Raw genomic sequence first — 25,145 nt, 5'->3', positions numbered from 1 at the left:
GCGGTCGCGAAATGGCGCACGTCATCTGACAGATATGCCAAGATTCCAACTACCCACGGGTGGTTTGGAAAGGCTGGCACCAACTTCAATATCCATAAGAGGCTGTCTCGAAATGCGCGGAAGAGCGCATTTCGGTTGCCGCACCAGCCCTCACCCCCACCCGACCTCCCACAGAGTGTATCCTGAATGGGAGGTCGGGTGGGGGTGTGGGCCGGTGCGGATGCGCCGGAGGCGCATTTCGAGACAAACTCTAAGTTGGACCATCCTCGCCAGTTGACGAGATTGCCAAAAGGCTAATTATTGGGCTACTTTTCGTTTCGTGACAGCAATAGCGAACGTCGATCTGCCTTGAGGGTGACAAAGGCACGGTAAATTGCGGATCGAAATGCCTCCTTGTATCGCCTTTGCTGGTGCTCAGTCCAAACGCGTTGGCCATGATTGAGCATGCAAGGATCGCCTATTCTCTGCCGCATGGCGGGAATGTTACAGAACAGCTGAATTTCAGGCGGAATAGCGCACATGCCATACTGGCCGCAGATCCGCCGCCGAGCGATGCGCCGGTGCCGGCTTATCAAGCGTAGTTGGCGAGTTTCAATCCTGCACGGGGCCAACGGACCTTCGCGAGCTTTCCGGTCGTCGACATCGTCACCCATGCGTCCTGCATATCCTCTCCGCCAAAGCAGATGTTGGTCGTCAATACATCGGGGAAAGGATAATTGGTCACCACACCCGTCGCCGGATCGACCGATCCGATCCCGGCACCGTTCAGGCATGTCGCGACACAGATATGGCCCGCTTCGTCCACCGCCAGGGAATCAAGCAACTGGCGTGCCGCGAATTGCGCGACCACATGCCCCGAACCGAGGCCCGCGATCGGCTCCAACTTTCCTTCGCCCACGATGTCGAACCCGACCAGCAGCGATTCGAACGATAGCGCACCATAGACGGTTTTGCGGTCAGGCGAGAGCCCGATGCCGTTAACATTGATACGGTCGACCGCACGTGTGATGAACGATCCATCCGGTTTGGCGAAAAAAATGCCGCCATTGAGCGTCGCGTTGCCGACATACTTACCAAGGTCGCTGAACCAAATATTGCCTTCATAATCGAACACAATGTCATTGGGACCGGCAAGGCGCTGACCGTCGCAGCTGCTGTACAGCCGTTCAACCTTGCCGCTGACCGGATCGATACGGTCGATCCAGCCGCCTTCATAGTCTTCGGGGCATTCACCAGTGGTCAGGGTCAGCCCATGCTGCTGATAGGTGATCATTCCGCCATTATTGCACACATAAAGCATGCCATCCGGCCCGACCGCGATGCCGTTAGGTCCACCGCCGCACTCGGCCACGGTTTCCTTGGAGCCGTCGGGTAGAATGCGGGTCAGTTTTCCAGCTCCCGTTTCGACGAGAATGATCGAACCGTCCTTCATCCAGACAGGTCCTTCAGGAAAGGAAAGGCCTTCGGCAACGATTTGAATGTCCATCTCATCCTGTCCCTTAACTAGAGCGTGATCGGCCGTTGTGGAGTTGGCTCTTGCCCGTGAGTCTTTCGTTTCGCAGGCGAGTGGCAGGCGGTCAGCGCGCATATCAGAATGGCCAGCCTACCCGCATCCAAGGACATCTGCCCGTTCTGCGGATGCCTTCAAACGATCGGGCGTTCGGCCACGATGGCCAAGCCATAGCCACTGATGCCGACCGGGTGCTGATGTGAGTTAGTTAGGAGCACCATGTCGCGGACGCCAATTTCGGCGAGTATCTGTGCGCCGATGCCATAATCGCGCAAATTGCCCAGATCCGCGATCGAACCCGCCCCCCCCCGCATGCGCAGCACCTGCGAAAGTACATTAGGGGTGAAACGGTTGATAAGCACGACGAGGCCGCTGCCTTCCTCGCCGATCATTCGCATAGAGCGCCCCAGCAGGCCGGACCGGCTGCCGCTTTCGCCCAGCGTGTCCTGGAAGACATTCAGATTATGCATTCGGACCAGAGTGGGGCGCGAAGGGTCGATACTACCCTTCTGCAGCACCATAATCTCGTCTCCACTAATCTTGTTGCGGTAGGAGATGATCTTCCAATCTCCACCGAAATCGCTCTGGAACATAGTTTCGGCCAGACGCTCGACCAGATGGTCATGTTTACGGCGATATTCGATCAAAGATCGGATCGTGCCCACTTTCAATCCATGTTCGCGTGCCGCGGCCAGCAGATCGGGCAGGCGGGCCATGGTGCCGTCAGCGTTCATGATCTCGCAAATGACCCCAGAGGGATTGAGACCCGCGAGACGCGAAATATCGACCGCCGCCTCTGTATGCCCCGCCCGCACAAGGACGCCGCCATCCCGCGCAACCAGTGGAAACACATGACCTGGCGAGACGATTTCCTCATGGCCTTTGCCCGCATCAATGGCCACCGCGATGGTGCGCGCCCTGTCTGCCGCCGAAATGCCTGTGGTGACCCCGTCGCGCGCCTCGATCGAAACGGTGAAAGCCGTTTCATGATGGGATTCATTGACTGTGGCCTGCAGGGCTAGCTGGAGCTGCTCAGCACGCTGCCGGGTTATCGCAAGGCAGATCAGGCCCCGCCCATATCTGGCCATGAAATTGATGGCGTCCGGGGTCGCCATCTGCCCCGGGATGATCAGATCGCCCTCATTTTCCCGATCTTCATCATCGACCAGTATGAACATCCGTCCATTGCGAGCGTCATCGACGATCGCCTCGATCGATGAAAGCCCCAACGTCCCGTCATCGCCATTTAGTCCCATGTCGTTGGCGATCATTGGTCAACCCACTGAACGACATCGGACAGTGCTGAACGCTTTGACCGGAAATTATTGGCGGGATGGTCGGGCGCAGGATAACCGAATGAGGCACCCATCACGATCATCCGGCTGTCGGGAATGCCGAAATATTCGTGCATCAGCGGTGTGTAAGTCGCCAGGGCCGCCTGCGGGATGATGCCAAGGCCCAGGCTTTCTGCTGCCAGCAGCATCGATCCCATGTACAGGCCGCAGTCGATAGCGCCATAAGGCCCCAAATCCCGTTCCGACGTGATCACCATGACGTGCGGCGCGCCGAAAAAGCGATAATTCTCAAGGGCCTGCTTGCCCGATGCGACGCGGTCGCCATAGGTCACGCCGACGCTTTCATAAAGCTGCCAGCCTACCTCGCGCTGGCGATCCTTGTATATGCCGCGATAGGCGGTGGGAAAGTCGAAATCGGGCTGCATGCGGGGAACGCCGCCGTTAGAGGCGTGATCGGCGACCGCATGATCGTACAGCGCCTTGCGGAACCGCTCCGTTCCCGCCCCTTCTGTGACGATCGTCTGCCAGGGCTGGGAATTGCACCAAGAGGCGCTGAGTTGGGCCAAACCGAGCATACGTTCGATGACGACGCGCGGAACCTGGTCCGGTTTGTAGCCCCGGCAGCTGAACCGCGCCTTGAGCAGGTCGCCGAGGACATTCGACGCTTCGGGCCACTCCCCCGCCCGGCCTTCCTGCTCGAGTACGTCCCGGCTCACACTTTCCATCGCAATCACTCCGTCATTGTCAAGCGATGCATTGCATCCACTACGCCGCATATTGCCCACTCCGATCAACACTCGATAATCCGGGCCGAAACGCCGCCTCTTTGGGTCAGAGTTAGTGCGCGAGCCAGCCTTCCGCAATCAGCGGACAAGAAGTGGCTTTTGCCTCCCCGCGCACTGCACTTTGAAACACCGAACATAGCAGAGCGGGCTATAGGATAGCGGGCTGTCAACCAGCCCCGCTATCCCATAGCATCAGCCGCCATAGCGAGCCGTCAGCCGCAGCATGATCTGCCGGCCGCGATTGACCGATCCTTGCGTGTCCGCCAGCACGCCGGTCAAACCGCCGGGCGCCGACCCGCCGAGGGGCGAGTCGAGCGTGCGCTGCACATAATATTTGTCGGTCAGATTACGACCGATCAGCGCGATTTCGTAGCGATCGTCAGCGGTGGCGAGCCGGATGTTCGCATCCAGCATGCCATAATTGTCCTGCCAGCTGGCGGGCTTGTTCGTGGCATCCGAGAAATAGCCGCTCGAGAAGCTGGTGTCGACATTGGCGCCGAAGCGCAGCGTGTCGTTGATCGTGGTTTCGTATCCCACGCCGGCCGAGCCCGTCCATTTCGGTGCCTTGACTAGGCGAGCGCCGTCGAGATTCTGCGTCGAATAGATACCCGCTGCGGACGGTGCCCCGGCATTGCAACCCAGCGCCTGCGTCTGGCCGCGATAGCAACCGATCGAGAAGCGGTCGTAGGTGCCGTCATTATAGGCGACCGCGCCCCGTAATGTAAGGCCCACGCGGGTCCGCAGCGTAGCGTCGAATTCGAAGCCCTTTACACTGACCTTGCCCGCATTGGTGACGCGCTGGATATTGCCGTTGTCGGTCGTTTCGCTCGTCGTGATCTGCAAGCCTGCGACCTTGTAGGAATAGGCCGACAAATTGGTCCGCAGCATCCCGTCGAGGAGTGACGCTTTGATACCGCTCTCGAAGCCTTTGATCAGTTGTTGATCGAAGCGCAGGTCGCTGTTGAAGTTCGTAGAGCCCGCGTTGAAACCGCCCGACAGGAAGCCCTTCTTGTAGGAGGCAAAGACGGTGAGCTTGTCGGTCGGCCGATAGCTGACCGTGAATTCCGGCGAAAAGTTGTTCCATTTATCCTTACGCGGAAAGAGCGGATTGATCGGCACCGCAGGTGGCTCGCCCAAACCGAGTCCGGAATTGACAACCGGCAACGCCTTCTTCTCATGGGAATAACGCCCGCCGACGCTGATTTCGATCACATCGATGGGCTTGATCATGGCTTGGCCGAAAACGGAAAACGCCTCTCCGTTCTGGCGCAGGAAATAATTGTTGATTTGCCTCGGCGTGACGAGGCCGATGAAAGACTCGGCCCCGGAATAAGTCTTGGACTTCTGGTAGAAACCTCCGACCATGAAATTGACCATGCCGTCAAAATCGCTGGTGAGGCGTAGCTCCTCACTGAACTCGCTGGTCCCAAAGCCTATGGTGGCGGCCAGGGCGGCATTGCGGTCATATGCCAGATTGAAATCATCGGCGAAACGTGCTTTCAACCAATAATAGCCCGTCACCGACGTCAGCGAGAGCGTGTCGGTCAGATCATAGTTCATCTCGTGCGAAACGAGGACCTGGCGCTGGCGGAAATAGGGTTCGCCATTGCCAAATTCGGGAGCCAGTGTGCCCAGCACCGGGCCAAGGTTTAGCCTTGCCATATGTCCGTTGGGCCTGCAGTCCTCCGGACCGCCGCCCTGTGCCGGTCCGCCGCCGGGGCAGTCGATCTTCTCCTGGCTCGACAGCAGGCCCGTGTCGTTGACGCGCGCATACGAGACCTTCAATTGCGCATTGAACCGGTCGTTGGGTTCCCATTTCAAGGTGCCGCGCGTCGCGAAATCGCGCGACCGCGGGAGATGTTTGCTATCAGGAGCGTAGGGCGCATAGATGCCGGTCGCTCCAGAGGCTTCATTGTCCATCCAGCCACGCATCCCCGAGGCATAGACCGCAAGGCGCGCACCAAGGGTGTCGGTGAGCGGCCCGGAGACAAATCCTTCGCCTCGCAGTTCGCGCGCATTGAATTCATAGCCGAGCGAAGCCTTTGCCTGGAACGTGGCGGTCGGATCGGCGCTGCGGATCGAAATGATGCCGCTGGGACTGTTTTTGCCGAAGAACAGAGCCTGCGGCCCCTTGAGCACCTCAATCTGGGCGGTGTCCATTTCCGCCATGCGGCGGATGTTGGCGCGCGCAACCTGGACGCCATCCACGTTGAATGAAACTGCCTGGTCCGCGAATGGATTTGAGTCCGCGCCTGCAAGGCCGCGAATGACCACATTGCCGCCCTGAACCGACCCGCCGGTGCTACCGATCATCAGCGCCGGCACGATGGTGGCCAGACCATCGAGCGACGCGATGCCGCGCTGCTGAAGCTCTGCTCCACCTACTGCAGAGACCACCACAGGCACAGAAAGCGAGGTTTCGTCGCGCTTGCGCGCGGTGACAACAATATCACCGGCAGATACCGCATCATGCGTACCTCCCCCCTGCGCGGCCGCTGGCGCGACAGAGACGAGACCAACACATGATATGATTGCGCTTGTTCCACGCAAAGCCGACGTCAAAGTGAGCGGTTCTTTGGTGCCAGACATGGTAAACTCCCCTTGAATTTTTTTGAAGCACATGAAAACGCGCGGATAATGTTGCGAGCTTCCATAATCTAACCTTCGTCGGCTCTATCGAACGCAAGTGAACCCGACACCGCCAATCCTTCGCGTCTGTGCGCTATACCGTCAATCTTCGTACACTATGAGTGTCACTGGGATTTCTTCTGTTATCATTTCAAGACAAGAAGGATCGATCTTTCTATAAGATTTGCCTACTGATGTGACCGCTGCACTCTGCAGGTGAAGGATTCGAAAAATAGCTTGACGATTTCACCCCTTGCATTGCGACACAACAGCGTTCTACTGGATGGACCTTCGACACACCCGGTCATACTATGTGCCTGATTCATATTTATCCGATGATATTTCATGGTCTTTCGATGCGAGAGGCTATGAACAGCGATGCGGTTGCTTATGCGATGGCCTGCTCAAAGTCCTTGGCAAGGCGGCGTTTGCGGTTTAGCCAAGCCTGTGTTCGCGCCCCTACCCAGCGGCGCGGGCGCACCACGAAGCCCTTTGCAACATCGGATCGCTTGACGATCGCGACGGCCCATTTGCCGATACGCCAGAGTGCAGCCCGCAGCTTGTCTCCAGCATAGCCGCCAGCCGCATCAGCTTTACGGGCAAGCGACACTGCACCAGAGGACCATGGCGGGGCCACGCTTTTGCCATAGAGCGACCTGAACTAAAGGACATGAGGCAAGGACAGGAATTATGGCGACAGGACCGTTGGTAGGAGTCAAAGTTCTGGAGTTTGCTGGACTCGGGCCGGGTCCGCTTGCCGGGACATTCCTGTCTGATCTGGGTGCCGACGTGCTGCGCATAGAACGCATAGGCGCTGGCGACCCCCCGGCGACCCAGATCGACTCCCGTGGACGCAGGGCGATCATGGTTGACCTGAAATCGCCTGATGGAATCGCTCTGTGCCTCGATCTTATCGAAAATGCTGACATCCTTTTCGAAGGCAACCGCCCTGGTGTCATGGAACGGCTCGGCCTTGGGCCAGACGTCGCGCTCGCGCGCAACCCGCAGCTCGTTTACGGTCGCATGACCGGATGGGGGCAGTTCGGCCCCTATTCCGCGGTGGCCGGACACGACATCAACTATCTTGCGCTGACCGGTGGATTACATGCCATCGGCACCAAGGAGCGGCCCGTGCCTCCATTGAATCTGGCTTCGGACTATGGTGGAGGTGCGATGTTCCTCATCAGCGGGGTTCTGGCCGCATTGTTGCACGCAAGATCCAGCGGACAGGGACAAGTCGTGGATGTCGCCATGACCGATGGAACAGCATATCTCATGTCCATCTTCTACGGCATGCTCGCGTCGGGCTACTGGAAGGATGAACGGGCATCGAACCTGCTTGATGGCGCGGCACCCTTCTATGACGTCTATGAGTGCGCCGATGGCAAATGGATCTCGATCGGTTCAATGGAGCCGCAGTTCTACGCCCTGCTGCTTGAGAAGACCGGAGCCGGACCAGTAATGGACAAACCCCAGATGTCGCAAGCGGACTGGCCTGAAATGAAGTCTGCCTTGCAAGACGTGCTGCGAACCAAGTCACGCGACGAATGGTGCGAGATCATGGAGTTCACGGACGTCTGTTTTGCGCCGGTGCTGTCCATGGAGGAGGCACCCAACCATCCCCACAACGTGGCGCGAAAGACCTTCATCGACGTTGACGGGGTGGTGCAACCAGCGCCTGCCCCGCGCTTTTCCGCAACGCCCGCTGCGGTCCAGTGGGGCCCCGCGCCGATCGACCGCGACGGCATCGATGCCATGATCCAGTGGGGATTGCCCGAAGCCAAGGCGCGCCGCTCAGCCCTGAAGGACGACGCTCGATGAACGTGAATCAGGGTGTCGCCATTGCCGCCAGCTTCGAATTGAAGCCCGGTCGTTTCCCCGATCTAAGTCCCAACGACCTGTACAGGCATCTGGCAATCAGTGCGATCCAGCAATGGGGCATCAAACCCAGTGATGTGGGGGGCTTGCTGACCGTACCATCGGGTCAGGGCGTAGGTGAAATCGACATCTACACGCACGAGAAATTCGGGGCCGAACTCGGGCTGACGCCGTCGTTCTCCGAAACATTGAACGCCGGTGGCGCCAGCTTTGCCATAATGGTGAACCGCGCCGCCAGCGCCATCCGCTCCGGGCTCACCGACAGCGTGCTGTGCCTGGGAGCCGGCAAGTTTACCAAACCCGCAAGCGGCGGAGCGGAAGTCATGGCGCGCATGATCAGCGAGCCCGATTTCGAGGTCGGTTACGGGCCTTTCATCCCGGCACTTTACGCGCTTATCGCGTCGCGATTCATGACCGAACGTGGCGCGACGTCCGAGGATCTCGCGCGTGTTGCAGTTTCCGCGCGACAATGGGCGCTGCGCAATCCTCGCGCACTGATGCATTCCAAGGGCGCGATCACGATCGAGGACGTGCTGGAATCGCGCATGATCGCCGAGCCCTTTCATTATCTCGACTGCTCCGTGCCTTGTGATGGTGGCGGCGCGATCCTGGTAACGACAGCGGACAAAGCCCGAGACATGGTGACACAGCCGGCGTACCTGCTGGGCTATGGCGAGGCTCACAGCCACAACTCCTTGAGCGCGGCTGGCGACAGGCTGATCGACACGCTGGCCATCCGTACAGGTGACGAGGCCTTTCGCCAGGCCGGACTTGGCAGGGACGAACTGGACATGGCCATGCTCTATGATGCTTTTTCGGCCACACCTTTGATCCTTCTGGAAAACCTCGGCTTGTGCGACGAGGGCCGATCGGGTGCATTCGTGCACAGTGGAGCGATCGATCCGGGCGGCAGCCTTCCGGTCAACACCAACGGAGGCCTCATGTCGTTCGGACACACCGGTGAGTCATCGGGAATGTCGCTGATCGTCGAGGCTGCGCGGCAGGTCATGGGGCAAGCCGGAGACAACCAGCTCGACAAGGCTCGCACGGCGCTGGTCCATGTATACGGAGGCATGATGTACGAGCACGCGACGATGATCCTGGGGCAATCGCTATGACCAATGGCCCAATCCCTGACGTTACGCCGACAAATCAGCTGTTCTGGGACGGTACGGCTCTGGGTGAACTGCGGCTGCGCAGTTGCAATCCCTGCGGCCACCATTTTCGCTTCGTCAGCAACTGGTGTCCCAAATGCTGGTCGACCGATCTTTCGTGGATCAAATGCACCGGTCGCGGCCGGGTGAGAGCGCACACCGTCGTGCACATTGCCCCTTATGAGTCGATGTCGGCGCGCACGCCATACAGCATCGCACTGATCGAACTTGAGGAAGGGCCGACGATGATGAGCAACATCCTCGATTGCGACCCCGCGACGATCAAGAACGGAATGGCCGTGGAGGTCATTTTCGAGGACAGGGGCGACCTTCGATTGCCGCAGTTCCGTCCTGCCTGAACCGTCACGGACTTTTGAATTTCCAAAGCATCATCGCCGCGACACGCGGGCACAAGCAGCAGTGGCGGCGACCCTTACAGGCTGGAGGCGCTTAGCGCGTTACGTTGCCCGACAAAGGCAGTGCATCGCCACAATAGGAGAAACGACCGACATTTACATATTTGGACGTGTCTTGTTGCTCCTCAAGCGACGCACGAAGACCCGTCCGGCAGGCTTCGACCGTCGCATGGGAAAAATCGGCATAGGCGTCCATCGGGACGACGCCTTCCGACCAGGACATGACTTCCTCCACCATGTTCTGCTCGTATTTCGTTACCGCAGTTTGCGCTCGGAGTGCAATGGCGGCGTGCCGCTCGTAACGGCGAGATACGTCCTTTTTCGGAATGGCAGGGTTCCACCGGATCGCACAGACGCTGGTGATTTCCGGCCGTACCCCGTTCGGTCCTGCTTCTGCGATGCGGGGATCCAGCATCAGGCGTGGAACGACGTGGTAACTTGCATAGCGCAGCCCCTCATGCGCGAGTTGCCTCTCCAGAGGTAGAACTTCCCTGCGGAAATCTTCGGCAGAGCTGAACCAACTTTCGATCAACACATCGAAGCAGCCGAAGTTTGCGTCGATACTATCATCAAATTGGTCGAAAAAGGTGCCAGGGGACGGCCGTGACAACCGATAGACAGCGCCGCGCAGGCTCGACGCATTGGCCTGGAGCGAAGGAAGATATGTCTGGGCCACCCAGTCGCAAGAAACTTGCGGGTCCGCATCGCGAGCATCAATGAAGGTTGCGAATTTCATGATTTCCTCTCCTGTTTCTATCGGTGATGACGGGCACCGGGGGCCGCCATTCAGCGCGCCCCGGCACCCGCCTCGCGACTATGAATCTTTAGGCGTGAAGAGATCGCGAACAGGACGATCGGCGACCAAAGGCCGGGCATAGGATATGTCGTCCTTGTCCCAGCGACCGAGGATGAACAGATCGAACGGCGGGATGTTGCTGCTAGCGGCGAGTTCCCCCGCCCATTCGAGGACGCAGACTCGGTCGGTAATTGCCCAAACATCGTCGCGCTTTTCCAGCCTGTCGACATAGCGGCTTCCAGCCATGTCGATAGTACCGTCCGCCCTGACGAGATTGACGATGATGTAGGACTCGCAATGGGCGGAGTCACCGTCCACTTCGATGATCTGGTTCGTCATATGGTGCTGATGACGGACCCAGTTCTTGGCATGCAGGGCATTGTTCGCGCGCGCGAAATCCTCACGATTGCCGATAAAGCCGCCGTGATCGTCTCGTGCGTCGGGATGATAGGCCGAGACGAGCAATTCAGTATCGTGACGATCGAGACCGCGCGAGTAACGCAGCGTGGCATCACGTATTTCTTCGCGATCAATCAGAAGCTGCAATTTAATAGGGTCCGGGCTCACAATACTCTCCTGTTATTTTCTGTATCCGCTGAACCAAATAAAGGCTCTTCGTAAATCTTGCGTTGGGTACTGGCGTCCTTCAGCATGATGCTGATTTTCCAGTCATTCGACGCGCGGATCAGTGCGCCCGGACTATCGAGCCGACGCGATCACCAGCCACGACGTCGACCTTCCGACCAACCATCTCTTCACTTTCGAACAGGGCGAGAAGATCCTGATCGACGATTTGGACATGACATCGGGCATCATTGGGCAAATCACATATCGCGGCACCGTGCGAAGCCGCACCATCCCGATCGTACATCACCGTATAGGCCGCAATCCTGGCTGTCCCGGAATAGGCATCAACGATCACGCACGTCGGTTCACGATCAACCTCCGCCTGGACCGCAGGCTGATCCGGCTGGCGCACATGAGCGCCGGGCGGCGTGGTCGAGTAGGTGGCGAAAACATGGTTGGACATCATCATGCCCACCCCACTCACCATCCCGAACTCCGCTGGGTCCGCTCTCAGGCAAGCGGCCATCCGGGCTATCGAGGTAAGCATGTAACTGCTTCCCGGTCCACCGGCATAGGGTAGCCCGCCGGTGACAGTTATGCGATTTCCGGGCCGATCCGGGATGCCCAGCGCATCACGCGCAAAGTTCACGGCCGAAGGAAAGCAACTGTAAAGGTCGATATACTTCACATCCGCGATTGTAATGCCTGCGGCCGAAAGCGCGGCCTCGCCCGCCGCCGCCATAGCGGGCGAACACCAGATTTTGCGGCGCACGGCCAGATAGACAGGGTCTTCCGCATAGCAGCTTGTCCAGGGATAGACCCGCCTCTCCTGTCCGATCCCATGACTGTCGGCCCATTCTTCGCTGCAAAGCATCACGGCCGCGGAAATGTCCACCTCGAGCATGGCTACCATGTGCTTTGTATAGGGATAAGCCACAAGGCGGTTCTCCGCACGCGGCTCGATCAGGAAATCCTCCTCGCGCGCTTGGGAGAACCAAGCGGAGGGATTGGCCGCCGCAATCTCGGTCATCCCGGCCAGTGTCTGACCCAGCTGCCGCCGATAGTCTTTGGGCGCAATGCCCAGATGGGCTCGCCGGGCAATATCCCGCAGCGCGAAATTATAGACCGCGCCCACGCCTTCGGTCAGGCCGATCGCTGCCTCGCCGGGATGCTGTTGTTCGTCCAGATCAAAGGCGAACTCCGGTCCTTCCGGATGCGGAAAGCTCCACGCGGGCTGCTCGCCCTGCTTGCGATACGCCCTCAATGAAGCGAGCGCTTCGCCGCCGCATACAAGCGCGACGCTAGCCTCCCCGCGTCTAATCCGATTTGCCGCCAGATTGACCAACGTCTGGCCGGAAGTTCCGCTGGGCGGGCCAATATGGCGGAACGAAGCCGATGCACCGAGCCGCTCGGCCAGTCGTGCCGCAGGATCATCATACCGCCAGCTCATGCAATCGGTGAGGAGCAGGGCATCGACTTCGGACAGGGAACGAGCATCTAGCCCTGCATCGGACATGGCATCCCGGCAGACGATTTCCCAGGCCGACAGCGGTTCCGGCCCGGGAAGTTCCTGGCGCTTCACAGTATGCTGTGCGATTCCCACCAGGACGGGCGTTCTGGGATCAACGCCGTTCATTGCACCACTCCATCGGTCATGATTAAGCGCCTGGCATCGTCAGCGACGTCTGACTTGGATTCCTGCACTCTCACGGTCCCAGGTCTGAGCGGTGACACCTTCGTCGCGCAGGCTGTACTTCAAGATTTTGCCGGTTGGGTTCTTGGGCAGTTCCGAACGGAATTCGACATATCGCGGAACGGCAAAATGCGGAAGATTATCAATCGACCAGCGGCACAGATCCTCTTCAGTTGTCCCGCAGTTTTCCCGCATCACCGCGGTAATCTTGACCTCGTCGTCGGCAGCTTTCATGCCAACGGCATGGACTGCAACCTCAAGGACATCGGGGTGGCTGATGAACGTGCTTTCCACCTCGAAACTGGAGATGTTCTCGCCTCGGCTGCGCAGATAATCCTTCTTGCGGTCGCAGAAGTAGAGGTAGGGCCCTTCCAACTTGCCGAGGTCGCCCGTGTGCATCCACATATTGCGCCACACTTTAAGGGTTTCCTCTGGACGTCGCCAATAACCCTCGAACATCACATGCGGCTCACGCGGACGGTACACGATCTCGCCGATCTGGCCGTCCGCCAACGGCCGGTCTTCATCGTCGAAGATCATGACCTCAAACTGGCAGGCGACACGCCCCGCCGATCCCTCGGGCGGTTCGGGGTCACCGATATTGTAGGTCGACAGGCGGCAGCCTTCGGTCTGGCCATATTGGAACGTGCTCATGCTCTTGACGCCAAAGCGCTCCATCCAGATACGCTTGACCTCCGGAGAGATTGGAACGCCCTGAACCACTTGAAGTTGCCCATAACACCGCTTCATTTCCTCGCTATCGGGCGCTTTCGCCACGAGCGGGAAAATGGACGCCATGAGGATGGCACTGGTTGGACGTGTGAGTTCGATCTCCTTCCAGAAGTTCGAAAGAGAGAAGCGCGCTGCCAGTGCAACACCGGTCTGGGCTAGAAGCCCGCCCATAACAACGTTGAGTGCCGACATGTGAAACAGCGGAAGGCAGGTCCAGGTCCGGTCGTTGGGGCCCTGCGGCACCGCATCAATGTGCTGCCGCCCCAGCATACAGAACAGGTTATGGCTGAGCATGCAGCCCTTTGACGGGCCAGTTGTCCCGGACGTGTAGACAAGAAGCGCGAGGTCGCCTGGCACCACCGAGATAGGGATGTCGGTTTCGTCGGTCCCGCGAAACCTGTCGAACGGCTCGACACGAAGCCCCTCGATCGTTTCATCGACCCAGTCACGGCACAGCACCAGTTCCACATCATTGAGACCTGGGGCGATCTCCGATATATATTCCAGATACTTATTATCGCAAATGACGATCTTGGCGGCAGAGTCGTTGACCTGGTGACGCAGGAATTCATGCCGATATGAGAGGTTTAGCGGAACCCAGATCGCACCGATCTTGTTGACCGCGAACCAGATGGTAAAAACGTCGAGATGGGTTTCCAATAGGCTGACAACCGTTTGGCCCTTTACCACCCCCAGATCCGCGAGCGAATGAGCAAGCCGGGTCGAGGCGCGATCCAGTTCCCGGAAGGTGAACTTCTCTCCGGAAAGATCCGCGAAAATCCCGTCAGGCTTGTCGTGGACTGCACGCTGCAAGGCGTGAAGCGGGGTGTCAGGATCGCCCAATGTGTAGTTCACCGTCATCACATTCTCCAAAATTCAACTTGGCGCTTACCGGCAGTCCTAAGGAACGGGAGGCCCAACTTTGACGGCACATCTTGCCGAGCAATGGCAAGCCGACGGACCAAGGCCTGTCGGTTGAACGCGCACCGCGCGAGCGCCGTATATTGCAAGCATAGCAAGTCGTGGAGCAGCGGTCTTATCCTTGGATGTCCGACGAATTGTCGCGCTGCGAAAATTGCGCATGACCGCCTGCCCACGTGCGTGCGCAGCTAGGCCGAATTGCACCCAGAACAGCAGCGCTCTAACCTCAAATAGCGGCATTCAGAAAGCCGGCAGGCCTGAGCCATTCGGTGCAAAAGATGAAACTGGGAGGCGGATATGCGGCAGGAGAATCGGTCGAAGCAAAAGCGTTGGCTTCATCGTGCTCATCTGTTTCCATGCGCAAAATACCGGCATCGTTGCCGGCATTCTGGCCGCCGTCCGTTGGCGTCGGAATGATTGCGGAATCCGGCACAGGCTTCGCTGTGGATATCGTTCCTTTTGCGTGCCGACGAATTGGGCCAACACTCGCCGCTGATCGTCTGCGACGACTGTGGACGCGACCATAACGATAAAACTGGCCACAAGCGGATAGGGTGCTTCAACCTCATCATTAATCGTAACACCCTACTTCGCGCTACCATCCAGTTATTCTGCCGCCATTTCGATCGACCCCCGATGCACCATCAACCCACGGACAGCAGCTCGCTCGGTGCTACCGTCCAGGCGGTCCTTGAAGAACCTGCCGCCCGTCATCACAACGTCGAGATTGCGTAACGGGTCGGTAAGAACCGAAATGTCAGCAACCGGGTCACCATTCACCACGATCAGATCTGCGCGCTTGCCAACCTCGATCGTGCCGCTCTCGTCACCTTCGAGCGCAAGCTCAGCCCCGTTCCTGGTTGCCCAGCACAGAACGTCGGCGGCCGGAATGCCGAATTCCTTCACATAAATCTCCAGCTCGGTTCCGTAGATGCCCACTTCATGCTCCATGCCCAGAGAGCCATAGTCATCGCCAGGGACCAGCTTAACGCCAGCGGCATTGGCTTTGGGCAGCATGATCTTCATGTTTGCCCATGCCGTCATGATGGGATCGATCGTCGGGCTTGGTTCATCCGTGGCAAAACCAGTCATCATTTTCGAGAATGCTAGGCTTGGCACAAAGAAGGTGCCCTGCTTTGCCATCCGGTCGATCACTTCCTCGTCGAGGAAGTCACCATGATCGACGATATCGAGGCCAAGATCGAGGCACTCCATGATCATCGCTTTGCCAGTTGCATGTGCACGCACGCGCACACCGCGATCGTGCGCGGTTTCGATCGCTGCACGCAACTCGGCGTGGCTGAGATTACGGCCATCCTCGTTATAGTGGAACCCATGTCCACCCGAAGGAAGGAGCTTAATTATTTCGGCACCGCGAAGAATTTCCTGACGCACCGCTTTCGCTACCTGGTCCGCGCCATCCACGAAAACGTTGGCACCCAAACGGCGTATGCCGTTGATGTACTTTTCCTCATGCTGCCACCACAAGCCGCGATCCTCGCCGTCGCCGGTGGTAACGATGTGGCGGCTGCACGGGGTGATGCGCGCACCGTCGATCAACCCTTGATCGAGCGCCGCCTGAAGTTGCGCATCAACGTCGTGCGCGGCCGCAGCCGACACGACCCGGGTGACGCCAGATGTGAGAGCAGTCCGCAATGCCGCCGCCGCCTGCAAGGCCAGAATAACCGGTGGCTTCTCTGTGCCTAGAAACGTACCGCTGCGGCCTGCGTAGAAAAGTGGCGGGCCGATGCTTACATACTCGCCATGCCAATGACCAACCGTCATGCCGGGCATGAGGGTCTTGCCTGCCAACGGAATGACCCGACCGTCGCGCGGCCCGCCTTCATCCTCGCAAACATCGACAATACGGTCGGCTTGCACCGCCACCGTCATACCATCCTGAACCGAGCCCGTACCGTCGAACAACCTGGCCCCGGTAAAGATAACGCGCTCGCTCATATTCATCTCCAATCCTTTGTTATGCCGCCTCTGCGGTTCAAATTCTTTGCGTTAAGAATAAGCTTGATCGAGTGCGCCTACCACTCGTTGAAACCTCATCTCGTGGTTTCGGTCCTTCAGCTTGGCACTTTTCTCCGACCCATGCCGCAGATAGTACTGCGCCCCATCACGCCACGTTACTCCGCCACGCCTTTGAAACATTTGCATTTGCAGATGTCATTGATCGGGATACGGGCCAAATCTCCTGCAAATGTCGGACCTTCCTCTCGTTATGATTATAACGCTGCTCAGAACGTCAAACCAGATGCGCAAAGATGTTAGCAGGCAGGGCCGGACTTCACTTCACTTGTAGACAAGTCTATTCACTTCAAAAGCTCGAGTAATGTAGGCATCGCCATTATCGAGACGTCTGTCATGTCAACGCGCATTGATCAGAACCCATGCGCCCATTGGCATAGCTCTTCGGTAGCGAAGCTGATCGGTTGCGCGCTCACAAACAGCGCTGTAGCAACCCAGGCGAGGCTCCAAGGGGAATGCGCACGATCGCGCCCTCAAAATCCACGATGATCGCCGATCCGATTCATGGCCACTGGATCGGTGGCTCTTACCCGTCCCGCCATTCTTCAATCGGCGATTTGATAGACCCGCTTGGCGGTCTCGCTAAACAGGTTCGTTCGTTCCTGCGCGGAGAGATCATGGGTGATAGTCTTGAACGCATTCCATAGGACCGTGTACGATATGTAGTGCATGTCCACTGGGAAGTTGCTTTCGAACATACATCGTTCCGACCCGAACAGGTCGATTGTCGTCAAGATGTGATCTCGCTGCCGCAAAGCAGTCTGTTCGGAGGTGAATGGCTTTTCTTCGTCGACCGGCACCATCCCGGTCAACGCCATGTTCAACGCTCCGAGCTTTACCGAGACGTTTGGCATTGCGGCGAGCGCGCCCATGTTCGCTTTCCATTGGGCGAAACTCTCATCCCGGCGCTCACCATAAGGGCCGACGCCAATGCAGCCACCTATGTGATCAAGGACGATCCTGGCTTCGGGAAATTCCTGCGCCAGTTCGATAAGTTCGGGAAGCTGCGGAAAGAACATCCACGCGTCGAAAGTAAGATCGCGGCGGACGAGTTCTGCAAATCCCTTTCGGAACTCTGGCCGGGCCATGATCTCAGGCTCGGTTGCCCCATATACCGGGGGAAGCGCGCTATCAAAGGCGGTCATATAGCGAATGCCACGAAAAACCGGTGAGGCGGCGATGTGAGCGTCCAGGACTTCGCCGACCTTTTCACCCTGCAGCAGGTCAGCGTGCCCGCAGATGGCAGCGCAGATACCGGCCGCCTTGCCGCCGATCCGAAGTCCCTCGAGCCGTACCTCCTCGGCATATTCCGTTTCGCCGACCAAGCGCAGGTGTTCGGGGCCATGATCACGATAATTGTAATGAGAGTCGGTATAGATCGTGGCGACGATGTTGTGGCCGGAATTTGCCACGTCGTCTATGAGTTCAACTGGACCGTACGTCTCCCAAGCCGGAAAAGGGCTTGGCGTCCACAAATGGTGATGCGAATCGACGATTGGGAGCTCCGGCTCGATTGCCGCTTCAACCACCTGCTCGCGCCATTGTTTACGGTTCACTTTACTTCCTCTTCCTCAAAATGGCTTTGTCTCGCGCAACAGTCAGATCAATAAATGAGCAACCCAATCGGCAAACCATTTATCAAATCTACGGCTGGGGCGGCATATCGCTATTGTGACCAAGCTCTGGGGTTGCCGCGCGCGCAGCGATGTCGTTTGCGGCGATGAAGCCATAAACCATGGCCGGGCCGATCGTCGCGCCGGCGCCCGGATAGCAGTTGCCGAATGGGCTGCCAGACGCGTTGCCAGCCGCATAGAGGCCCGGAATCGGACGATCCTGCTCATCCAGCACCCTGCCCGAAGAGTCGGCCTTCAGCCCTCCCTTGGTTCCCAGATCGCCCATGTTGATCGACACGGCGTAGAACGGAGCCTTGTCGATTGGGCCAAGGCAAGGATTGGGCTTCACCGACGGATCACCAAACGTCCGATCATATTCGTCATTGCCACGACCAAATTCGACATCCACGCCTGTCCGGGCATATTCGTTCATATTCGCGACGGCCCGGTTGAGCCTCGCTGCATCGACGTCGATCTTTGCAGCAAGCGCAGTGACGCTATCTGCCTTGAAGATATAGTGATCAAACCAGTCAGGCGGGATGGCACGGTCGGGCATGATCGCTGTGGGCATAAACCCGCCTGCGGTGAATTTCTGGCGGAAGGTGGCGTCGAAGATCAACCAGCAGGGTGCGTTGGCCCCGGTCTTCAACTGATCGCTCAGCATGGCGTTGCCAAGCCGATCATATCCCGCAGCCTCGTTCGCGAAACGATCGCCGTTACGATTGACGAGAAAGCCATGAGGGCGTCCGACATCGAATACGGCCTGATGGATTTCCTCGAAATTCGACACGCCCTTGATCGGCATGAACATCGTGGGAACCATCCAGCCTGTCTCGGTAAACTCGGTCGCTGCGCCGATAGCAAGGCCTGCCTTGAGCACCCGCCCGTCGTTCGCATTCGGTGGCGTGCATGACCAACGGGTTGACCCCGGAACTGTCAGGAATTTGTCACGCAGTTCCTGACTCCATTCAAAACCGCCCGCGCATACGATAACCGCCTGGTTCGCCGCGATGTCATACCGTCGGCCAAACCTGCTTACGCTCACGCCGACGACCTTGCCGTCGCTGGTGATCAGTTCTTCGACACTTGTATCGAGCCTGATTTCGACCTTCCGGTCGATCAGCCGTTCGACAAGAGGCGCAACAAGGGCGCCGCCAAGCGACAAATTGCGATCCCGGCGCGTCTTGAGGCGCGTGCCGACATCCAGCCAGTAGCGACCCAGTACCTTTGCCAGTTTGACTAGCCAGCCTTTGCCACGCACGGAAATCACGCCCGCCTCAGCAAAGTCCATAGTGTAGCGGTTCAGCAGCTTGAAACGCGTGAACTGCTCGCGCATGTGCATGAAATATGAACCCAGGCGTTTCCCGTCATACATCGGAAAGACGATCGACCGATCACTGCGTGCACCGGGTGCCTCGGGAAAATAATCCGACCAAGGCATAACATTGAAAGGGATATTCAGCGTCCGGAGGTAATCAAGGAGGGGTTGGCTCCCATCTACCAGCGCTTCGATCCGTTCGCGTCGCACCGGCCCCTCCGATACGAACGTCAGATATTTGAGCGACTCTTCGCGCGTGTCATCTCCTGAAATACCATGATGAGGAAGCCAGATCACGCCACCGGAAGTGGCCGTGGTCCCCCCATATTTGCTGGCTTTCTCAACGATCAGGACGCTCAGTCCGTGATCCTTAGCGCGCAGCGCTGCCATTAGCCCGGCTCCGCCCGATCCCACCACGATCACATCGTAACGCTCAGTCATTGATCCTCTTTCATGTCTAAGGCAGGCCTTGTTTCCGACCCGGTGCCTTCTTCGAATGCCCGAACCCGCTCTCGCTACTTGTCGGCGCTCGGCGCTTGCTGCCAAGTTACCTGCTGCTCTTGCTCCACGGGTCCGAAGTTCAGCAAGAAAACGAGCCTATCCAGCGAGACAGCACCGATCGCCTCATCGGCGGCCACCATTGCTCGAAGAAACGCTCCGTGAACACCGCCGGGTGTCACCAGGACAGTCCAATCTTGCCGAAATGAGACTTGGCTTCCTGATAGCGGAATGCCTCAACGATCTCTTGGAAAGAAAAGACACGATCGACCGCCGGACACAAACAGTTGGCGGCAATCGCATTTGTCATGTTCTCCTGGTCGGAGCGACTGCCGACGGTCATGCCCGTCACCGAACGATTGCCGACAATTGCGAACATCGAGGCATAGCTGATTGGCTTGCGGCTCAGGGCACCGATCAAAGAAGTTCGGCCACCGAACTTCTGTGCCTTGAGCGTTTGCGTGAGATCGCCGCCCACAACCTCAGTCACGAGATCGGCACCGCGTCCCCCTGTCAATGCCAGCACGGCCGATCCCCACTCCGGCTGCTCGGCATAATTCACGACATGGGAAGCCCCGAGAGACTTCAACCGCTCCAGCTTTTCCGGCGTCGATGAAAGCGCGATCACATTTGCGCCAGCCATGCGGGCAAACTGCAATACAAAAATGGAAACTCCGCCGGTGCCCTGAACGACCACCGTATCTCCTGGCTTGGTCGCCGCCTCCACGAACAGAGCGCGCCATGCCGTCACTGCCGCGCACGGCAGGGTCGCTGCCTCGACATCGGTCAACCCGGCAGGAGCAAGCGTTATCCCTTCGGCGCTGACCACGACATACTCCGCGGCAAAGCCATCTACGTGATCGCCGCGCATCTGGGCGGTCTTTTCGGGTGTGGCGGGCCCGTCTAACCAGTTCGGAAAGAAGCATCCCATCACGCGGTCGCCGATGCTGACCCGGCTAACGCCCACGCCGGTTTCTACCACCTCTCCCACGCCGTCGGACAATGGCACCCTGCCCTCCGCCGCAGGCAGAACACCGGTCACCACAAGATAGTCGTGAAAATTAAGCGAACTGGCGCTTACCTTTATCAGAACCTCACCTATGCCCGGCCTGGGAACATCACGTTCGACCAGCCGCAGCGACTCGATGGTCGCCGGTTTCGCTAGTTCGATAACCTTCAATGGACATCCTCCGAACGGCGGCGACCCATGGACGCCAACCCTTCCCCCGCCATTTCATCCGGGAAGGGTTGACGTCGTAAATGGCTACCGCCGTCGACATGGATTGTCTCGCCTGTGATCGAGCGTGCATCGGTAGCCAGCCAGACAATCATGCGCCCAAGTTCAGCGGGTTCGACCGGTGCACCAAGCGGGATTTCCTTCAGGAATGTGTTGAACATGCTGGACTTGCGCCAGCGGCGCGCCTGCGGTCCTTCGAGCATTCCCGCCTTGAGCGCATTCACGCGAATACCGCGCGGCGCATATTCGACGGCAGCGTAACGGGTGAACGTGTTGAGCGCTCCCTTCGCAACCGAATAGGCGACGCTGCCCGGCAGGACATCGGTCGACACGATGCTGGAAAAGAGGGTGACCGAGCCGCCTTCCTTCATATGGCGCGCCGCATATCGCACGAACTGAAAAGGGCCGTAGAAGTTGACGGCCATCGCTTCGTTCAGCATTGCCTGAGAGGTCTCATCGATCGAACCCATCGATCCGAGCCCCACTGCTGCAACCAACACATCGATATGTCCCGTCATCGCTGCTGCCGCGGCCACGAAATCTGCCACTTCCTGCTCGTTGCTCGCGTCGCATCGCAGGGCAGTCCCGCCAATCTCGTCCGCCAGTTCCTGAACCTTTTCAAGCCGCCGCGCTGCGACAAACACATGCGCACCTTCGGCGGCAAGCGTTTCTGCCACCGTCCAGCCTGAGCCACCGCGCTGGGATGCACCAAGCACGATCGCAATCTTTCCATCCAGCAGACCCAAATCAATTCTCCATCAGCGGTTCAGCAACTGCCACTAATGTGTAGCCGGTTCCCCGGCTCAATCAGGATAATGGCAGCGACTATCAGAAGACATGCAGATAAAATTTGCATGTATGCGCGGGAGGCAGCACAGGCGCGGAAGTTACCTTCCGCGCCTGTTTGATTTAGGCAAATTTGCTCTTGTCAATCTTGAAGAGCCGTACTGCGTTCTCACCAAGGACCTTCGCCCGCTGGGTGTCAGTCAACCCCTGCATCTCACGCTCGATGCTGAGCTTTGAGTGAGGATAGGACCCCTCGTGATGCGGATAGTCGCTGGACCAGAGAATATTGTTTTCAAGGCCCAGGTTCATCAGGATTTCGAGCATGCCGGGGTGCTCGAGCGACGAGACGAAGCAGTTTTTGCGGAAATAGTGGCTTGGAAGCTCAGGTATCACGGGCCGCACCCACATGTGGTGCGCGCGATAGGAGTGATCCATCGAATTGAGTACCCAGGGAACCCAACCGGTGCCCGCCTCAATCACGCCCGCACGCAGGTTCGGGAAACGCTCGAACACGCCCGAGGCAATCAACGTCACCAGCGGATCGATACCCGAGCCCATGGCAGCATGGAAATTGATGATCGCGCCGCCCTTGCCGCCAACAGCGCGCGGATCTTCGCCATTACCAACGTGGAAAACCAGCGGAAGTCCGGTTTCTTCGATCGCAGCCCATAGCGGCTCAAACATCTTGTCGTTATATTCGACACGGCTGCGCGGTTGATCAAGCGTGGTGAAGATCGGGCGGTTCGAGACCATGAAGCCGTGAAAACCGTTGCTGGCGGCCCACTGAACTTCCTTTATCGCATTCTCAACGTCGCCGGCAGCGATGAGCGCCATCGGCATAATGCGATGAAATTCATCCTTGAAGGTATCGAGGGCCCAGCGGTTCCACGCGCGGGTCATAACGCCCGCGAAAACCGGATCTGGCGTCGCAAAGCCAAGAATGCCCTTTTGCGGAAACACTACCTCGGCGTCGACGCCTTCACCCGCATTATGCTCAAGACGCTGCGCTACGCTACGTCCGGATGCACTGCGAAGCACATCCTGATCTTCCATGCGATCGGTATATGGTGCCAGCACTTCGAAGCTCTCGAACGATTCCTGCTCAGGCAGCAGGTCACGACGGTTCGAAGGCACGCTAACGCGTTGAGGAGCCCAGCCGTCGGTGTGAAGCCACTGCACACCATCGGCATCAACCTTCACATGAGGAAGACGATCCTTATATTGCGGATCGGTGACTCGCGATGTGAGAAAGTCGAGCGGCTCATTCGCATGACTGTCCGCACTGACGATGAAATATTTGTCCTTGCTGCCCGTAACCAGGCGATCACCCCACGAGGTGGGACCCACGCTCTGCAGGCGCCAAGCATTACGATCCGTAGACGCAACCATAAATACTCCTGTTGACCTAAAAGGGGGTGCTTTTCCGTCGATGCGCTAAAAATGGCGCGTCCACGAGTCAACGACTCACCCTTCGTAAATTTCTATTGTAACCACCACGAACGCGCCGGTCGTACCCTGCCTTGCAAACGCAATTGTCTTCGCGCGCACTCCAGACGATCAAGGGCTGTAGGGCGTCTTGACCATGACCTGCAGCGTTTCAGTGTTCATAAAATCGGGCAGCAGTGCCAGCTGCTCGCCAAGAACAGGATCGGAAAAGACAGCGGCAAGGCCATCCGGCACGGCGTCCAAGGTCTCTACCTCCCAAATATGGACAACCTCGGTCAACTTGCCGATGACAGGCTGCAACCCATAAATCAGGGTCCAACCATGTTTGCTCAAAAACAGTTTCAAATGTTCGAGTACTTTATTGAAGCCTGCATTTTGACCAAATTTCAGATCAACTCGGGTATGAACGATATAGGTCATAGATTGTCCTCAAACTGTACCATCGCGAAGATTGTGCCAAACTTGTAGGGTTCTGCATTCGAACGTCGGCCCAATCACGCGAAATGAAGCCGACGGTACTTACCTCTGAAATAAAGCAGCGGGTCCCGACTGGGCTCGAAGGTTGCGCTAACGACGCGTCCCACCAGGATAAGATGGTCACCTCCATCGTGCACAGCATGGCGAGAACACTCGAAAATGCCTAACGAGCCAGTCAGGATAGGGACGCCCGTACTGCCGGTCTTCCACGGGGTGTCGGCAAACCGATCGCCAACCCGGCTGGCAAATTTGTTGGAGGCGGGTTGCTGTCCGATCTGAAGCACATTAACCGCAAAATGACCTGCCGCTTCAAGCGCCGCCGCACTTCCCGCGCTTCGGGCGATACATACGAGCAGCAGCGGCGGGTCGAGCGATACCGAAGTGAACGAGTTGGCGGTAAGGCCGATCGGCTGGCCATCGACACCCATAGCAGTAACGATGGTGATCCCTGTTGCAAAACATCCCAGTGCGTCGCGTAGGGTGCGCGGGTCCGATCCGGCGCGATATTCGCCTGGCGTACGCGGGGCTCGACGCTCGATGAAGTCCAGCAGGACGGCGTTGAATGCGTCAGACTGTTCGGTAGGCACGCCAGAATCGTCGCGTTCGATTTCGACATATTCGGCATTGGCTATGCAGCGCACGAACGCTTCGGCAGAGCCCTGATCGATCACCGCATTCTCTGCGCCGCGCACGAACAAGACCGGGAGAGCCAGCTTGCCCGCAGCTTGATTTAACCGAGGCGTCACGTCCGCCGGGTCGATGGCTGTCATGACACGGACATCCCAATCGGGCTTCTGCACCATTTTTGCTACACGCCGCTGCATGGCATCGACAATAACCTTGCCCGCAGCTTCGTCGAGTTCAGGTGGCGCGTTGACGAGCACGAGGCCGGATGCAAGCTGGCTACCGTCTTCGCCCAAGGCGAGCGTCGCCACCCAGCCGCTCAGAGACGTTGCAACGATGACCGGACGGGCAGACATCTGGGCGAGGACTGCGCGCAAATCCGCCACGAATGCGTCGATATCGTAGCGACCGTCTTGAGACCAATCGCTTTGTCCATGTCCGCGCAAGTCGAGGTTCAGGACCTGGCGACCAGCCTGCACAAGAGCTGCAGCGGCGCCTTCCCAGTACAAGCGACTTTGTCCCACCCCATGCAACAGCAGCACAGGGGGCGCATCGGCATCTCCCGTCAGGTAGCCACGTAAAGTGAGCCCGGCAAACCCCTGAAACTTAGTAACAGCCATGAACCATCTCCGTAGTCCCATCGCGGGCGTGACCAGAGTTGCGGCCAGTCTTCACCTGAAATATCTCACCCGACCGTTTGAACCAAAGCGCTTCGACAGGGCTGGTCGGGTATG

20 protein-coding genes and 1 pseudogene are annotated in these 25,145 nt (G+C 58.3%); 3 read left to right on the top strand and 18 right to left on the bottom strand.

Features of this window, described 5'->3' with window-relative positions; all coding sequences use genetic code 11:
* Positions 1-571 precede the first annotated feature (571 nt).
* The 5 genes and pseudogenes from K9B33_RS20340 to K9B33_RS20320 all read right to left on the bottom strand — a co-directional run.
* A complete protein-coding gene (locus K9B33_RS20340) occupies positions 572-1,486 on the bottom strand; it encodes an SMP-30/gluconolactonase/LRE family protein (RefSeq protein ID WP_224550942.1) in 915 nt (304 codons plus the stop codon).
* A 158-nt stretch (positions 1,487-1,644) separates the two neighbouring features.
* Complete coding sequence (gene ribB / locus K9B33_RS20335) at positions 1,645-2,781, bottom strand: 3,4-dihydroxy-2-butanone-4-phosphate synthase (protein ID WP_224550941.1); 1,137 nt, start codon at positions 2,779-2,781, stop codon at positions 1,645-1,647.
* Positions 2,778-3,581, bottom strand: a complete 804-nt coding sequence (locus tag K9B33_RS20330; protein ID WP_224550950.1) for a nitroreductase — start codon at positions 3,579-3,581, stop codon at positions 2,778-2,780. Before K9B33_RS20330 ends, ribB begins: the two co-directional genes overlap by 4 nt.
* Before the next feature lie 201 nt (positions 3,582-3,782).
* Positions 3,783-6,179 (bottom strand): TonB-dependent receptor, encoded by a 2,397-nt coding sequence (locus K9B33_RS20325; protein ID WP_224550940.1) that lies wholly within the window; start codon positions 6,177-6,179, stop codon positions 3,783-3,785.
* Positions 6,180-6,606: 427 nt separating this feature from the next.
* A pseudogene (locus tag K9B33_RS20320) lies at positions 6,607-6,804 on the bottom strand (IS5/IS1182 family transposase); the annotation flags it as partial.
* A 104-nt stretch (positions 6,805-6,908) separates the two neighbouring features.
* Here K9B33_RS20320 and K9B33_RS20315 point away from each other — a divergent pair.
* The 3 genes from K9B33_RS20315 to K9B33_RS20305 are packed head-to-tail and all read left to right on the top strand — an operon-like array spanning position 6,909 to position 9,609.
* Positions 6,909-8,039, top strand: a complete 1,131-nt coding sequence (locus K9B33_RS20315; RefSeq protein ID WP_224550939.1) for a CaiB/BaiF CoA transferase family protein — start codon at positions 6,909-6,911, stop codon at positions 8,037-8,039.
* Complete coding sequence (locus K9B33_RS20310) at positions 8,036-9,214, top strand: thiolase family protein (RefSeq protein ID WP_224550938.1); 1,179 nt, start codon at positions 8,036-8,038, stop codon at positions 9,212-9,214. Before K9B33_RS20315 ends, K9B33_RS20310 begins: the two co-directional genes overlap by 4 nt.
* A complete protein-coding gene (locus tag K9B33_RS20305) occupies positions 9,211-9,609 on the top strand; it encodes a Zn-ribbon domain-containing OB-fold protein (RefSeq protein ID WP_224550937.1) in 399 nt (132 codons plus the stop codon). Before K9B33_RS20310 ends, K9B33_RS20305 begins: the two co-directional genes overlap by 4 nt.
* 91 nt (positions 9,610-9,700) lie before the next feature.
* Here the strand turns inward: K9B33_RS20305 and K9B33_RS20300 are convergent, their stop codons facing one another.
* The 13 genes from K9B33_RS20300 to K9B33_RS20240 all read right to left on the bottom strand — a co-directional run bounded on the left by K9B33_RS20300 (position 9,701) and on the right by K9B33_RS20240 (position 25,031).
* Positions 9,701-10,402 carry a hypothetical protein gene (locus K9B33_RS20300; RefSeq protein WP_224550936.1) on the bottom strand — a complete coding sequence of 234 codons (702 nt, stop codon included), beginning with the start codon at positions 10,400-10,402 and terminating at the stop codon, positions 9,701-9,703.
* 78 nt (positions 10,403-10,480) lie between these two features.
* Entirely contained in the window at positions 10,481-11,029 is a 549-nt protein-coding gene (locus tag K9B33_RS20295; RefSeq protein WP_224550935.1) for a nuclear transport factor 2 family protein, read from the bottom strand.
* A gap of 118 nt (positions 11,030-11,147) precedes the next feature.
* Entirely contained in the window at positions 11,148-12,665 is a 1,518-nt protein-coding gene (locus tag K9B33_RS20290) for a beta-ketoacyl synthase N-terminal-like domain-containing protein (protein ID WP_224550934.1), read from the bottom strand.
* A 39-nt stretch (positions 12,666-12,704) separates the two neighbouring features.
* A complete protein-coding gene (locus K9B33_RS20285; RefSeq protein ID WP_224550933.1) occupies positions 12,705-14,315 on the bottom strand; it encodes an AMP-binding protein in 1,611 nt (536 codons plus the stop codon).
* Between the two features lie 286 nt (positions 14,316-14,601).
* Positions 14,602-14,808: a hypothetical protein gene (locus tag K9B33_RS20280; RefSeq protein ID WP_224550932.1), complete on the bottom strand. Its 207-nt coding sequence runs from the start codon at positions 14,806-14,808 to the stop codon at positions 14,602-14,604.
* A gap of 173 nt (positions 14,809-14,981) precedes the next feature.
* Complete coding sequence (locus tag K9B33_RS20275) at positions 14,982-16,334, bottom strand: amidohydrolase family protein (RefSeq protein WP_224550931.1); 1,353 nt, start codon at positions 16,332-16,334, stop codon at positions 14,982-14,984.
* 623 nt (positions 16,335-16,957) lie between these two features.
* Positions 16,958-17,968, bottom strand: coding sequence for an amidohydrolase family protein (locus tag K9B33_RS20270; protein ID WP_224550930.1), 1,011 nt, complete (start codon positions 17,966-17,968; stop codon positions 16,958-16,960).
* A gap of 88 nt (positions 17,969-18,056) precedes the next feature.
* Positions 18,057-19,784, bottom strand: a complete 1,728-nt coding sequence (locus K9B33_RS20265; RefSeq protein ID WP_224550929.1) for an FAD-dependent oxidoreductase — start codon at positions 19,782-19,784, stop codon at positions 18,057-18,059.
* Between the two features lie 235 nt (positions 19,785-20,019).
* Positions 20,020-21,021 carry a zinc-dependent alcohol dehydrogenase family protein gene (locus K9B33_RS20260; protein WP_224550928.1) on the bottom strand — a complete coding sequence of 334 codons (1,002 nt, stop codon included), beginning with the start codon at positions 21,019-21,021 and terminating at the stop codon, positions 20,020-20,022.
* Entirely contained in the window at positions 21,018-21,824 is an 807-nt protein-coding gene (locus tag K9B33_RS20255; RefSeq protein WP_224550927.1) for an SDR family NAD(P)-dependent oxidoreductase, read from the bottom strand. The genes K9B33_RS20260 and K9B33_RS20255 overlap by 4 nt, the downstream gene beginning before the upstream one ends.
* 163 nt (positions 21,825-21,987) lie before the next feature.
* Positions 21,988-23,253 (bottom strand): amidohydrolase family protein, encoded by a 1,266-nt coding sequence (locus tag K9B33_RS20250; protein ID WP_224550926.1) that lies wholly within the window; start codon positions 23,251-23,253, stop codon positions 21,988-21,990.
* 168 nt (positions 23,254-23,421) lie between these two features.
* Entirely contained in the window at positions 23,422-23,730 is a 309-nt protein-coding gene (locus K9B33_RS20245; RefSeq protein WP_224550925.1) for an NIPSNAP family protein, read from the bottom strand.
* Between the two features lie 74 nt (positions 23,731-23,804).
* Positions 23,805-25,031 (bottom strand): alpha/beta fold hydrolase, encoded by a 1,227-nt coding sequence (locus K9B33_RS20240; protein WP_224550924.1) that lies wholly within the window; start codon positions 25,029-25,031, stop codon positions 23,805-23,807.
* Between the last annotated feature and the right edge of the window lie 114 nt (positions 25,032-25,145).

The organism is Sphingobium sp. 3R8, assembly GCF_020166615.1.
Lineage (GTDB): Bacteria > Pseudomonadota > Alphaproteobacteria > Sphingomonadales > Sphingomonadaceae > Sphingobium > Sphingobium bisphenolicum.
This window is presented reverse-complemented; position numbering and strand designations above follow the sequence as displayed.

Coding starts and splice junctions, on each gene's coding strand:
- K9B33_RS20340 (WP_224550942.1), bottom strand. CDS start 1,486: ATGGACATTCAAATCGTTGCCGAAGGCCTTTCCTTTCCTGAAGGACCT.
- ribB (WP_224550941.1), bottom strand. CDS start 2,781: ATGATCGCCAACGACATGGGACTAAATGGCGATGACGGGACGTTGGGG.
- K9B33_RS20330 (WP_224550950.1), bottom strand. CDS start 3,581: ATGCGGCGTAGTGGATGCAATGCATCGCTTGACAATGACGGAGTGATT.
- K9B33_RS20325 (WP_224550940.1), bottom strand. CDS start 6,179: ATGTCTGGCACCAAAGAACCGCTCACTTTGACGTCGGCTTTGCGTGGA.
- K9B33_RS20315 (WP_224550939.1), top strand. CDS start 6,909: ATGGCGACAGGACCGTTGGTAGGAGTCAAAGTTCTGGAGTTTGCTGGA.
- K9B33_RS20310 (WP_224550938.1), top strand. CDS start 8,036: ATGAACGTGAATCAGGGTGTCGCCATTGCCGCCAGCTTCGAATTGAAG.
- K9B33_RS20305 (WP_224550937.1), top strand. CDS start 9,211: ATGACCAATGGCCCAATCCCTGACGTTACGCCGACAAATCAGCTGTTC.
- K9B33_RS20300 (WP_224550936.1), bottom strand. CDS start 10,402: ATGAAATTCGCAACCTTCATTGATGCTCGCGATGCGGACCCGCAAGTT.
- K9B33_RS20290 (WP_224550934.1), bottom strand. CDS start 12,665: ATGAACGGCGTTGATCCCAGAACGCCCGTCCTGGTGGGAATCGCACAG.
- K9B33_RS20285 (WP_224550933.1), bottom strand. CDS start 14,315: ATGACGGTGAACTACACATTGGGCGATCCTGACACCCCGCTTCACGCC.
- K9B33_RS20275 (WP_224550931.1), bottom strand. CDS start 16,334: ATGAGCGAGCGCGTTATCTTTACCGGGGCCAGGTTGTTCGACGGTACG.
- K9B33_RS20265 (WP_224550929.1), bottom strand. CDS start 19,784: ATGACTGAGCGTTACGATGTGATCGTGGTGGGATCGGGCGGAGCCGGG.
- K9B33_RS20250 (WP_224550926.1), bottom strand. CDS start 23,253: ATGGTTGCGTCTACGGATCGTAATGCTTGGCGCCTGCAGAGCGTGGGT.
- K9B33_RS20245 (WP_224550925.1), bottom strand. CDS start 23,730: ATGACCTATATCGTTCATACCCGAGTTGATCTGAAATTTGGTCAAAAT.
- K9B33_RS20240 (WP_224550924.1), bottom strand. CDS start 25,031: ATGGCTGTTACTAAGTTTCAGGGGTTTGCCGGGCTCACTTTACGTGGC.